General features: G+C 38.2%; 8 protein-coding genes, 1 tRNA gene and 1 rRNA gene. 7 read left to right on the top strand and 3 right to left on the bottom strand.

Going from position 1 to position 12,742, the window contains the following annotated elements:
- Positions 1-97 precede the first annotated feature (97 nt).
- The 3 genes from STRPS_RS02720 to pbp3 (STRPS_RS02710) all read right to left on the bottom strand — a co-directional run bounded on the left by STRPS_RS02720 (position 98) and on the right by pbp3 (STRPS_RS02710) (position 3,856).
- Positions 98-1,240 (bottom strand): D-alanyl-D-alanine carboxypeptidase family protein, encoded by a 1,143-nt coding sequence (locus STRPS_RS02720; protein ID WP_408646531.1) that lies wholly within the window; start codon positions 1,238-1,240, stop codon positions 98-100.
- A 116-nt stretch (positions 1,241-1,356) separates the two neighbouring features.
- The gene (gene pbp3 / locus STRPS_RS02715; protein WP_007893621.1) at positions 1,357-2,571 is read right to left on the bottom strand and encodes a D-alanyl-D-alanine carboxypeptidase PBP3; all 1,215 of its coding nucleotides are present in this window, start codon (positions 2,569-2,571) and stop codon (positions 1,357-1,359) included.
- A gap of 46 nt (positions 2,572-2,617) precedes the next feature.
- A complete protein-coding gene (gene pbp3, locus STRPS_RS02710) occupies positions 2,618-3,856 on the bottom strand; it encodes a D-alanyl-D-alanine carboxypeptidase PBP3 (protein ID WP_007893667.1) in 1,239 nt (412 codons plus the stop codon).
- A 324-nt stretch (positions 3,857-4,180) separates the two neighbouring features.
- Here pbp3 (STRPS_RS02710) and STRPS_RS02705 point away from each other — a divergent pair, with 324 nt between their 5' ends.
- From STRPS_RS02705 to STRPS_RS02675, 7 genes are all read left to right on the top strand, one after another.
- The gene (locus STRPS_RS02705) at positions 4,181-6,163 is read left to right on the top strand and encodes a peptide ABC transporter substrate-binding protein (RefSeq protein ID WP_007893619.1); all 1,983 of its coding nucleotides are present in this window, start codon (positions 4,181-4,183) and stop codon (positions 6,161-6,163) included.
- Positions 6,164-6,232: 69 nt separating this feature from the next.
- Positions 6,233-7,732 (top strand): ABC transporter permease, encoded by a 1,500-nt coding sequence (locus STRPS_RS02700; protein WP_007893616.1) that lies wholly within the window; start codon positions 6,233-6,235, stop codon positions 7,730-7,732.
- Positions 7,732-8,658: an oligopeptide ABC transporter permease OppC gene (gene oppC / locus STRPS_RS02695; RefSeq protein ID WP_007893576.1), complete on the top strand. Its 927-nt coding sequence runs from the start codon at positions 7,732-7,734 to the stop codon at positions 8,656-8,658. Before STRPS_RS02700 ends, oppC begins: the two co-directional genes overlap by 1 nt.
- 8 nt (positions 8,659-8,666) lie before the next feature.
- Positions 8,667-9,737: an ABC transporter ATP-binding protein gene (locus STRPS_RS02690; protein WP_007893602.1), complete on the top strand. Its 1,071-nt coding sequence runs from the start codon at positions 8,667-8,669 to the stop codon at positions 9,735-9,737.
- On the top strand, positions 9,730-10,653 hold the full coding sequence (locus STRPS_RS02685; RefSeq protein WP_007893669.1) for an ATP-binding cassette domain-containing protein: 924 nt from the start codon (positions 9,730-9,732) through the stop codon (positions 10,651-10,653). Before STRPS_RS02690 ends, STRPS_RS02685 begins: the two co-directional genes overlap by 8 nt.
- Before the next feature lie 299 nt (positions 10,654-10,952).
- A 16S ribosomal RNA gene (locus STRPS_RS02680) occupies positions 10,953-12,501 on the top strand.
- A 109-nt stretch (positions 12,502-12,610) separates the two neighbouring features.
- A tRNA-Ala gene (locus STRPS_RS02675) sits at positions 12,611-12,683 on the top strand.
- Positions 12,684-12,742 lie beyond the last annotated feature (59 nt).

Below are 12,742 nucleotides of genomic sequence, written 5' to 3'. Positions count from 1 at the left end.
TATTTACATCAAAATAAAAGACCGAAGGGAAACTTAGCCCTTTGGTCTTTTGTACTTTTCTAAGTTAGTACTGATTTTCTGATACTAGTATTCAAGATCATACGATCGCAATGACAGCAAGCAATATAACGATAAAGATGAAGAGCCCTAGGCAAAGGAATAAAATACTGTGATGATGATCAACAAATGATTCAAATTGATCAATAAGAGTAGCAACTTTTTTATTTTCTTTATAAGAGTAAGAGCTTCCTTTAGTATGTATCTTATTATTCGGGAAAAGGTTAGCTTGTTTCTGGGTTTTGCCGTTTTTTAGGATTTTGAAGCCTTCTTCAGTTAGAGCATTAGCAAAAGGATGTCTATAAAATTCTCCATCTTGGTCAGTCCAGTCCCCAACTCCCATAACGATTGTAATTACTCTAGCTTTCCCTCTTTTGGCGGTGACCATTGCATTAAAAGCTGCGCTTGGACTTGATCCTGTTTTCAAACCGTCTACGCCTTTTAGCCCATACTTATCACCAGGCAAGGAATAATTGTAACTGTGGAATGTTTCTTCGTATGGTGTCCCAACCATTGTTTTGACGATGGATTTGTTGGTATATGTTACGATATCTGGGTACTTTTTAAGGAAATGGTAGACTAAAATAGCTAAATCATGGGCGCTGGTTAGATTTGGAGCACTTTTATCATAATTTTTAGGGTTATAATAACCATTGAAAGCTTCAGCAACAGCACCACCAGCATTATTAAAGTGAGTATCTAACATACCTAGTCTTTTAGCGGTATTGTTGATACGATCTAGAAATGCAGACGAATTATTTTGGGAAAGGTAGTTAGCAACCATGACAGTAGCGGCATTAGAAGAAGGAACTGCAATCATTGTGATTAAATCTCTAATGGGGTAGTCCACTCCAGCAACAATTTTATTATTGCTAATCTCATAGATTTTACTGATAGATTGATCAGTGTCAGAAGCTGTAATTTTAGTATCAAGTGTTATTTTTCCTTTAGCCAGATCTTCAAAAAGTAGGTAAAGTGTAAATACTTTAGACATACTTGCGGGATCTCGCACAGTTAAAGCGTTATCTTGCCAAAGGATATCTCCGTTTGAAGCGTCAACAACGATGGAAGATTTAGGTTTATTAATAGGATTAACTTGATATCCGGCTTCTCGCGTAATGTTCAAAATATCATTGTGCTCGTCAGCTTGTACGAGATGTGATACAAAAAAAGTAAAAATCAGAAATACAGAAAATACATATTTTTTTAACACAAAAAGCTCCTTGTAAAAAAGATAAGCTTATTATACCATTAAGCTAATACAAAACAAAGAGCTTTTTTAATAATATTATTTAATTTTTAATTTGAATGAGTAAAAAAGGACTTAAATTTTTCCCAAATGCTCAGAGCTTTTATAGATTTTGTGGCAAATATTGGACTACTAGGTTTTTCCCATAAATAGCTTGATTGATCATTTAGGGTAATCTTACCGAGTTGTTCGCCCTTTGTAATAGGAGCTGTAGTATGCTCCTTATTAGGAACAATTTTATAATGGATAGTCTGAACATTAATAGGTTGAATAACTGTAAAATCACGGTTACTTTTGAATGTGATCATTTTTTGTTTGGCATTAGAAATGCTTAATTTTGTTGAGAATGGCTTCCCTTTAGGAATTGTTATTTTTTGATAATTTTGGAAGCTATAATCAAATAATTTATTAGCTTCAACAAAGCGTGCATTGCTATCTTTTGGAGCATCAGTTGCATTAAGAATGACAACGATGACTCGCATCTTATCTTGGACAGCGGTTCCAATATAGGTTTGTCCAGCTTTGGTAGTAGTACCCGTTTTTAAACCATCTACACCATTTCTAGCCATGGTATTACCAGGTAAGAGATGATTGGAGTTGGTCAAGATATCATTCCCCCAGTAAATCTGATTCTGAGAAGAAATGGTTAGAATTTCTGGGAAATCCTTGATTAAGTGTCGCGACACAATAGCAAGACTCTTAGCACTTAATCTATTTTCAGATGTTTTACTTGAACCAGGATAGATATGGCCATTCAGCATACTATTGTTTAAGCCTGATGCATTAACTAATTGATAATCTGTGATACCCCATGTTTTTAATTGATCTTTCATTTTATCAACAAACTTAGCTTCGGAACCAGAGATTTTTTCAGCTAGGGCAATAGCAGAGCTATTTGAGCTGACAACCATACTGGAGTCAACAAGTTCCTTAACAGAGTAAGAATTTTTATAGAGAGGAGGATTACTGATATCAGGGTTATTGGCTAAGTCAGTTGCATATTTAGACATTTCAACTGAATCATCCCATTTTAACCTGCCAGAATTAATTTCTTTCAAGGTCAAATAAATAGTCATAATCTTTGTGAGTGAAGCGATTGGGACTTTACGATCGCTGTTTTTTTGATAAAGAATCTTACCGGTGCTGTATTCAACAGCAATAGCCTCTTTTGCCCGGAGATTTAATGCCTGATCTGCGAAAACAGGATGACTTAAAGGAAATAAAGTAAGGATGCAGATTAGCATTAAATAGATTTGTTTTTTCATAATTATTATTTTAACAATCTACTGAACAAAGGTCAAAGAGAGGCCATCATAAATTTTCGTTGACATAAGTAACCAGGTGATTCCACCAAACTTTTAAAAAGAAGCTTCTAGGAGCGCGCTGTTGAGCACTTAGAGAGACCTGAGGACTATCACCTAAATAGCCTATCCCGATCCTATCGGAATCCTTATAACTTGCAGTAGCAAGCTTTTGATTTTGTTTAATTGGTGCTCGAAATTCTTTTTGAAGTGGTCTGATAACTAAATCGGTAGTCGTAGTCGTTCCACGCTTTTGAATGATGGTTAAGGTTTTATCTGAAATTAGAGAAATGTGTTTCATGGGGCTATCGGTTACAGGGAAATCCTTATTTTTCAGGTGTTGCCCTTTTTCAAGAAGAGTAACTGGCTCATATTTTTGGGCAATATTATCTAGGAGGGTATTGGCAGTAGTGAAATGCGCTAGCTTGTCGTCCTTGCTCTTTTCAGTATTTATAATGATAGAAACAACCGACATCTTATTTTCGGTAGAACTTGTAATAAGAGAGGCTCCATTATTTTCTGAAAAAGCAACGAACAGTCCATTAGCGCCCTTCCTATGGTTTGGCATACCTTCTAGTAAAAAATTGTAGGAGAAGATTTGATCGCCTCGAAAAGTTGCAGCAGGTTTTTTGGTGAGTTCTAAGACTTGGGGATAGTCTAGGAGCAGGTGTCTTGTAACGATAGCTAGATCAAGGGCGCTCATTTTATTCTCGGCATCTTTTTGAGAGTTAGGGTAGATATGATTTCCCAGTTGCTCATTAGATAAACCACTAGCATTGACTAGGTCAGCCTTATGAATTTTCCACTCCTGTAATTGCTTCTTCATTTTATCGACAAAGAGCGGCTCAGTTCCCGCTATTTTTTCAGCTAAAGCAATAGCAGGACTATTTGCATTTGTGACTAGCATGGCTGTTAATAACTCTTCAACGGTGTACTGGCGAGCATCAAGCGGAACATTACTTATAGAATAATTAGTAGTCAGTTCATAAGGATAGTTGGAAATTTTAACAGGAGTGTCCCAGCTCAGATTTCCAGATTGGACTTCCTTATAGACAAGATAAGTAGTTAGGATCTTACTTAAAGAAGCGATAGGAAGTGTTTTTTTTGCATTTTTCTCATAGAGAATTTTACCAGTAGATACCTCAAAGGCAATACCGCTTTTGGCTGGTAACTTATAATCATCAGCTAGAATAGTTTTGGGTAAAAAACAGAAAAGAAGAGGCAGAATCAAAAATACTAGTTTTTTCATAAGAGATAGTTTTCCTTATTAGGAGGTTTTTCTTTTTGATTATACCATAAAATTCAGTTTTTTTGAGTTGTTTCGAGGATTTACTAAAGCGCTAGCATGAGAAATGGCAGGGGTTTCATTAAAATTTTAGAAGGTTGACAGGATTGTTAAAATACCTAAATGACAGCATTTCTAATGATTTTTCCGAATAAGCTAATAAAAATGATTTGAAATAGTCAGATAATTTTGCAGGAAATATTTTGATAGCGAAAAAATTATGATATAATGTTTTTAATTAGCACAATCTTTTGACCAAGATTGGAGAAAAAATTAGGAGTGAATCTTATGAAAAATGGCAAGTGGTTGGCTGCTATTGGGATAGCGATTTTATCAGTCTCTACCTTAGCAGCTTGTAGCAATGGATCAGGCAAAGACAGTAAGTCAAAAAACTATAGTTACGTCTATGCAACAGATCCAGATACTTTAGATTATTTAGTTTCAGGTCGTTCAACAACAAGTGAAATCATTCAAAATAGTGTCGATGGCTTAATGGAATATGATAACATGGGGAATTTGGTTCCCTCAGTTGCTAAAAGCTGGACAGTATCTAAAGATGGCTTAACATACACCTATAAAATTCGTAAGGATTCAAAATGGTACACTGCTGATGGTGAAGAGTATGCAAACGTTACAGCAAATGATTTTGTAACTGGTTTGAAACATGCTGCTGACAAGGGTTCAGATGCTCTTTACCTTGTACAAGATTCTATAAAAGGTTTGGGAGATTACGTTGAAGGAAAAACCAAAGACTTCTCGACTGTAGGCGTGAAAGCTATTGACAAAAATACTCTTCAATATACGCTTAATAAACCTGAAAGCTTCTGGAATTCAAAATTAACATATGGGATTCTATCTCCTGTTAATGCTGACTTCTTAAAATCTAAAGGTAAGGATTTTGGTAAAGCATCAGATCCATCTTCTATCTTATATAATGGGCCATTCTTGATTTCATCATTGACAAGCAAGTCATCTATTGAATTTGTCAAAAATGAAAATTATTGGGATAAAAAAGATGTGCATGTTGATGGTGTACAGTTAACCTATTATGATGGTCAAGATCAAGAATCACTATTTAGAAATTTTGATAAAGGTGCCTATTCTGCAGCACGTCTTTTCCCGACAACACCTTCTTATAAAAAAGTTAAGAAAAACTATGGCGACAATATTATCTATGCGCCACAAAAATCAAATACCTATTATGCTACATTTAATTTGAATCGCACAGCTTATGACCATACTAAAAAAACAAGTGATAAACAAAAAGATGATACCCGTAAGGCTGTTTTAAATAAAGATTTCCGTCAAGCATTAACATTTGGATTTAATAGAAAATCATATACTGCTCAGACTGCTGGTGAAGATGGAGCAGGTAAATCTCTTCGGAATACTCTAGTTCCACCTGCATTTGTTCAAATTGATGGTCACGATTTTGGCAAAACGGTTGAAAAAGAGCTAGCTAATTATGGGGAACAGTGGAAAGATGTTAATCTTGCTGATGCGCAAGATGGCCTCTATAATCCAGAGAAAGCTAAAAAGCAAATGGACAAAGCTAAAAAAGCTTTGGAAGCTCAAGGAGTACAATTCCCAATCCACCTTGATATGCCACAAGATCAAACTGCATCTGGCTTAATGCAACAAGCTCAATCAATGAAACAATCTATTGAAAAGTCTCTTGGGAAAGAAAACGTTGTGATTGATATTATTGAGCTCAATACTGATACATATAACAATATCACTTATATGGCTGAAACAACAAATCAACAAGACTGGGATCTCTCAACTGCCTCAGGTTGGAGCCCAGACTATGCAGATCCGTCTTCTTATCTTGATATATTCAACCCAACAATGGCAAGTGCTCAAACAAAATTCATTGGCCTTAATCCAATCAAAGACGTGGCTATTGCTAATGAGGCAGGTCTAGAAGAATTTACAAGACTAGATGGTGACGCAGGTCACATTACGGATAATCAGGATGAACGATTTAAAAAATATGCCCAAGCCCAAGCTGCTTTAACGGATTCAGCCGTTTATATTCCAACTTACTCACTAGGTGGAACCCCTTCAATCACTAAAGTGGTACCATTTACAGGAGCATTTGGCTGGTCTGGTAATAAATCTGATGCATCTACATTTTATAAATATATGAAACTTCAAGATAAACCCGTAACGTCAAAAGATTATAATAAAGCTTTGAAAAAATGGAAAAAAGATAAAGAAAAATCTAATGAAAAATATGCTGAGTCGCTAGAAAAGCATATTGAAAAATAAAAGTTTGTTCAAAGTAAGAACTTTCTCTTAGAGTGAGGAAGTTCTTTTGAACTTATTATGAGGAATGGAATGAAAAAGTATATTATTGAGCGCATCTTGAGGTCCTTAATATCAATTTTGTTGGTAACTACACTGACTTATGTCATCGTTTTTACACTTGTTCCAACAAATTTGATTTTTAAACAAGATCCTAATTATAACAAGATGGTGACGACACCAGATAAAAAAGAAAATTATCGAAATACGATTTTCGAGCGTATGGGCTATATTTCTTACTACAATAGTAAAGAATTAGAAGCTAAGGCTGAGAAAATAGATAAATCTGTTAGCGTTGAACCATCAAAGGCTAATCAAAAAATTTATCAGGCCTATATCAAATCCATCGGAAATGGTTGGAAATTGAAACGTTTTGAAGAAAGTAAAAAATTCTATGCAGTCCGTAACATACCAATTTATGAGCGAGTGTGGAATTTTTTCAGTCACTTGATAGTAATTGATCACCCGTGGGTAATTAAAGATAAATCAAATCCGAACCTTGCTCGCTATATTCGCCCAGAAATAGATCCAGCAGTAGGCCCAGCTTTGGTTGGTTCAGGGACTAAACATAAGTATATGTTATACTTCAATAAACAATTTCCCTTTGTTCACCAAAACTTTATTGGCTTTAATTTGGGGATTTCCTATCCAACTTACGCTAATATTCCTGTTATTCAAGTTATTACACAAGAACAAGGGCGCACGTTATCTAAAGAAGTAACCTTCCCAAATGGGACTAAGAAGTTTTCACCAATTAATATCTACTCTCGCACTTACAAGTCACCTAGTAAGGCAGATGTCAGGGATCGAATGAACTTTGGAAAAGATGACCCATACACTGCAACTGAAAACAACCATGCAGAGCCATCTATGATAAGTAATTCATTCATTATTGGTATGATTGGTGTTTTACTATCGTATATCTTTGGCCTTCCGATTGGTATGTTGATGGCTTATTATAAAGACGGCATATTTGATCGTTTCTCTACTGGTGCCACAACATTTATGTTAGCTCTTCCAAGCATTGCCTTGATATATATTGTTCGTTTCATAGGCTCAATGGTTGGCCTTCCTGATACGTTTCCATTGTTAGGTGCAAGCGATCCTAAATCTTACGTCTTGCCAGCTCTAATTTTGGGAATTCTAGGAACACCAGGAAATGTCGTCTGGTTCCGTCGCTACTTGGTAGACTTACAAGGTAGTGATTTTGTTCGATTTGCGCGTGCTAAAGGATTAACGGAAGCTGAAATATCAAAAAATCACTTATTTAAACAAGCTATGGTTCCCATTGTCAATGGAATTCCACAGGCAGTAGTTGCAACTATCGCAGGAGCTACCTTAACTGAAACTGTTTTTGCTTTTCCAGGAATGGGTAAAATGCTGATTGATGCTATTAAAGTAGCTAATAATGCAATGGTTGTTGGCCTTGTCTTTATCTTCGCAGTTCTTTCCATTTTAGCATTGCTAGCTGGTGACATCCTAATGACCATACTTGATCCACGTATCAAATTATCTAGTAAAGGAGGAAAGTAATGGCAACAATTGACAAAAGTAAATTTGAGTTTGTTGAACTCGACAGTTATGCATCAGAAGTCATTGATGCCCCAGCTTACTCATACTGGAAATCGGTTTTTCGTCAGTTCTTTTCACGTAAATCAACGGTGTTTATGTTGATTATTCTTATTGCGATTATTTTAATGAGTTTTATCTACCCTATATTTGCAAATTATGATTTTGGTGATGTGAGTAACATTAATGATTTTTCAAAACGTTATATCTCACCAAGTGCTGAATATTGGTTTGGAACTGATCAAAATGGACAATCATTATTTGATGGTGTTTGGTATGGTGCCAGAAATTCTATTTTGATTTCTGTCATTGCGACTGTGATTAATATGCTTTTGGGTGTGGTTATTGGTGCTTTGTGGGGTGTTTCCAAGGCAGTTGATAAAGTGATGATTGAAGTCTATAACGTTATTTCGAATTTGCCTCAAATGTTGATTATTATCGTTTTAACCTACTCTATTGGAGCAGGATTTTGGAATTTGATATTCGCCTTCTGTGTGACAGGCTGGATTGGAATTGCCTACTCTGTGAGGGTTCAAGTACTCCGCTACCGCGATTTAGAATATAACCTGGCAAGCCAAACATTAGGAACGCCAACACATAAAATTGCAACTAAGAACTTATTGCCACAGTTGGTTTCTGTTATCGTATCAATGGTATCCTTGTTGCTTCCGGCCTATATTTCTTCAGAAGCCTTCCTTTCTTTCTTTGGTTTAGGTTTACCACTTTCAGAACCAAGTCTTGGACGTTTAATTTCTAATTATTCTTCAAATTTAACAACTAATGCATATTTATTCTGGATTCCTCTAACCACTCTTATTTTGGTGTCTTTACCTCTTTATATTGTAGGGCAAAACTTAGCTGATGCTAGTGATCCAAGAACGCATAGATAGGAGTTGTTATGGAAGAAAATAAAGAAATAATATTAAGTGCAAAAAATGTCGTTGTTGAATTTGATGTTCGTGATCGCACCTTAACTGCTATTCGTGATATTTCAATTGATCTGTATGAAGGCGATGTCCTAGCAGTTGTTGGGGAATCTGGAAGTGGAAAGTCAGTTTTGACAAAAACATTTACGGGAATGTTAGAATCTAATGGTAGAGTGGCCTCTGGAAGTATTGATTACCGTGGGCAAGAGCTAACGAAACTCAAAAATCATAAAGACTGGGAAGGTATCCGCGGAGCAAAAATAGCGACAATTTTCCAAGATCCTATGACAAGTCTTGACCCGATTCAAACAATCGGAAGTCAAATCACTGAAGTGATTATCAAACATCAGAAGAAATCTCATTCTGAAGCTAAAAAAATGGCTATTGATTATATGACTAAGGTTGGTATTCCTAATCCTGATAAACGTTTTAAAGAGTACCCATTTCAATATTCTGGAGGTATGAGGCAACGGATTGTTATAGCAATTGCGTTAGCCTGTCGCCCAGATATTCTGATTTGTGATGAGCCAACTACAGCTTTAGATGTTACTATTCAAGCTCAGATTATTGAATTGTTAAAGTCACTTCAAAAGGAATATCAATTTACCATTATTTTTATTACTCACGATCTTGGTGTCGTTGCAAGTATAGCGACTAATGTGGCGGTCATGTATGCAGGAGAAATCATTGAGTATGGAAGGGTAGAAGATATCTTCTATGACCCAAGGCACCCTTATACATGGAGTCTCCTATCAAGCTTGCCACAATTAGCTGATGATAAAGGTGTTTTATTCTCTATTCCAGGGACACCACCGTCACTGTACAAGCCGATTGTTGGCGACGCTTTTGCGCCTCGTTCACGCTATGCCATGAAAATTGATTTTGAAGAAAGCTCTCCGCGTTTTAACGTGAGTGAAACGCATTGGGCCAAAACATGGTTACTCCACCCGGATGCACCGAAGGTTCAAAAACCTGAGGTCATTCAAGACATTCATGGAAAAATTTTAAAGAAGCAAATCTATCGGGAGGAAGGAAATGTCTGAGAAATTAGTTGAAGTCAAAGACTTAGAAATTTCCTTCGGTGAAGGAAAGAAAAAATTTGTAGCCGTCAAAAATGCTAACTTCTTTATTAACAAAGGAGAGACTTTTTCACTTGTTGGAGAATCAGGATCTGGTAAAACCACAATTGGGCGTGCTATCATTGGTTTGAATGAGACAAGCAAAGGGGATATTCTTTATGACGGAAAAATTATAAATGGAAAAAAATCAAAATCTGAAGCCAACGCATTAATTCGTAAGATTCAGATGATTTTCCAAGACCCAGCTGCTAGTTTAAATGAGCGAGCAACAGTTGATTATATCATTTCAGAAGGTCTTTATAACTTTAATCTCTTTAAAACTGAAGAGGAACGACAAGAAAAGATAAAAAATATGATGTCAGAAGTCGGTCTGTTATCGGAACATCTGACGCGGTATCCCCATGAATTTTCTGGTGGGCAACGCCAGCGTATTGGGATCGCACGTGCCTTAGTTATGGACCCTGAGTTTGTCATTGCAGATGAACCTATATCGGCTCTTGATGTCTCTGTTCGGGCTCAAGTTTTAAACCTTTTGAAAAAGATGCAAAAAGAAAAAGGACTAACCTATCTCTTTATTGCTCATGACTTATCCGTTGTACGTTTTATATCTGACCGAATAGCAGTTATTCATAAAGGGGTCATTGTGGAAGTTGCTGAAACAGAAGAACTCTTCATTAATCCGATTCACCCTTATACCAAGTCTCTTTTATCAGCGGTACCAATCCCTGATCCGATATTGGAGAGAAAGAAAAAATTAATTGTCTACTCAGTTGACCAGCACGACTATTCAGTTGACAAACCTAAGATGGTTGAAATAAAACCAGGGCATTTTGTATGGGCTAATAAAGCTGAAGTTGCTGAATATCAAAAAGAACTATAAGAAGGATATACCTTCTTATTTTTTTGTCAGAAAAGTAAGGGACTTTTAGTGACTTACTGAGTCAGCAGAGGTAAGCCAAGAGCTGTAAAAACCTAATTGAAAATAAAAAGAAAAAAGTTATTGACAAAGGCAGAAATAGTTGGTAGAATGAAATAGTTGTCTCGTAAGAGACAAAGACCTTTGAGAACTGAATAAGACAAGAATAACCAAACGTGAGGGTGATATGTTAGCGCATATTACCCGTCAAAGCAAAAGACAATAAATCTGTCAGCGACAGAAAAGAACGAGTGAGTTCAAACTAAAAAGAGAGTTTGATCCTGGCTCAGGACGAACGCTGGCGGCGTGCCTAATACATGCAAGTAGAACGCTGAGGTCTGGTGCTTGCACTAGACCAAGGAGTTGCGAACGGGTGAGTAACGCGTAGGTAACCTACCTCATAGCGGGGGATAACTATTGGAAACGATAGCTAATACCGCATGAGACTGGGGTTCACATGAACCCGAGTTAAAAGGAGCAAAAGCTTCACTATGAGATGGACCTGCGTTGTATTAGCTAGTTGGTGAGGTAAAGGCTCACCAAGGCGACGATACATAGCCGACCTGAGAGGGTGATCGGCCACACTGGGACTGAGACACGGCCCAGACTCCTACGGGAGGCAGCAGTAGGGAATCTTCGGCAATGGGGGGAACCCTGACCGAGCAACGCCGCGTGAGTGAAGAAGGTTTTCGGATCGTAAAGCTCTGTTGTTAGAGAAGAACGGTAATGGGAGTGGAAAATCCATTATGTGACGGTAACTAACCAGAAAGGGACGGCTAACTACGTGCCAGCAGCCGCGGTAATACGTAGGTCCCGAGCGTTGTCCGGATTTATTGGGCGTAAAGCGAGCGCAGGCGGTTTGATAAGTCTGAAGTTAAAGGCTGTGGCTTAACCATAGTATGCTTTGGAAACTGTCAAACTTGAGTGCAGAAGGGGAGAGTGGAATTCCATGTGTAGCGGTGAAATGCGTAGATATATGGAGGAACACCGGTGGCGAAAGCGGCTCTCTGGTCTGTAACTGACGCTGAGGCTCGAAAGCGTGGGGAGCAAACAGGATTAGATACCCTGGTAGTCCACGCCGTAAACGATGAGTGCTAGGTGTTAGGCCCTTTCCGGGGCTTAGTGCCGGAGCTAACGCATTAAGCACTCCGCCTGGGGAGTACGACCGCAAGGTTGAAACTCAAAGGAATTGACGGGGGCCCGCACAAGCGGTGGAGCATGTGGTTTAATTCGAAGCAACGCGAAGAACCTTACCAGGTCTTGACATCCTTCTGACCGGCCTAGAGATAGGCTTTCTCTTAGGAGCAGAAGAGACAGGTGGTGCATGGTTGTCGTCAGCTCGTGTCGTGAGATGTTGGGTTAAGTCCCGCAACGAGCGCAACCCCTATTGTTAGTTGCCATCATTAAGTTGGGCACTCTAGCGAGACTGCCGGTAATAAACCGGAGGAAGGTGGGGATGACGTCAAATCATCATGCCCCTTATGACCTGGGCTACACACGTGCTACAATGGTTGGTACAACGAGTCGCAAGCCGGTGACGGCAAGCTAATCTCTTAAAGCCAATCTCAGTTCGGATTGTAGGCTGCAACTCGCCTACATGAAGTCGGAATCGCTAGTAATCGCGGATCAGCACGCCGCGGTGAATACGTTCCCGGGCCTTGTACACACCGCCCGTCACACCACGAGAGTTTGTAACACCCGAAGTCGGTGAGGTAACCTTTTAGGAGCCAGCCGCCTAAGGTGGGATAGATGATTGGGGTGAAGTCGTAACAAGGTAGCCGTATCGGAAGGTGCGGCTGGATCACCTCCTTTCTAAGGAAATGGAAGACGTTTGTCTTGTCTTATTTAGTTTTGAGAGGTCTTATATAAGCTTCATGATAAGATAGCACACCACTAATAATGCAAAACCAGTTTATTAGTCGGGGCCTTAGCTCAGCTGGGAGAGCGCCTGCTTTGCACGCAGGAGGTCAGCGGTTCGATCCCGCTAGGCTCCATAGGATATAAGTCCACCTAAACTTAATAATAAGTGAAGTTGAACACGCAACTAACTTCC

The organism is Streptococcus pseudoporcinus LQ 940-04, assembly GCF_000188035.1.
GTDB classification, from domain to species: Bacteria; Bacillota; Bacilli; order Lactobacillales; family Streptococcaceae; genus Streptococcus; species Streptococcus pseudoporcinus.
This window is presented reverse-complemented; position numbering and strand designations above follow the sequence as displayed.

Bases quoted from the DNA above. Each gene is read 5' to 3' on its own strand.
- oppC (WP_007893576.1), top strand. From the start codon at position 7,732: ATGGCAACAATTGACAAAAGTAAATTTGAGTTTGTTGAACTCGACAGT.
- STRPS_RS02685 (WP_007893669.1), top strand. From the start codon at position 9,730: ATGTCTGAGAAATTAGTTGAAGTCAAAGACTTAGAAATTTCCTTCGGT.
- STRPS_RS02705 (WP_007893619.1), top strand. From the start codon at position 4,181: ATGAAAAATGGCAAGTGGTTGGCTGCTATTGGGATAGCGATTTTATCA.
- pbp3 (WP_007893667.1), bottom strand. From the start codon at position 3,856: ATGAAAAAACTAGTATTTTTGATTCTGCCTCTTCTTTTCTGTTTTTTA.
- STRPS_RS02700 (WP_007893616.1), top strand. From the start codon at position 6,233: ATGAAAAAGTATATTATTGAGCGCATCTTGAGGTCCTTAATATCAATT.
- pbp3 (WP_007893621.1), bottom strand. From the start codon at position 2,571: ATGAAAAAACAAATCTATTTAATGCTAATCTGCATCCTTACTTTATTT.
- STRPS_RS02690 (WP_007893602.1), top strand. From the start codon at position 8,667: ATGGAAGAAAATAAAGAAATAATATTAAGTGCAAAAAATGTCGTTGTT.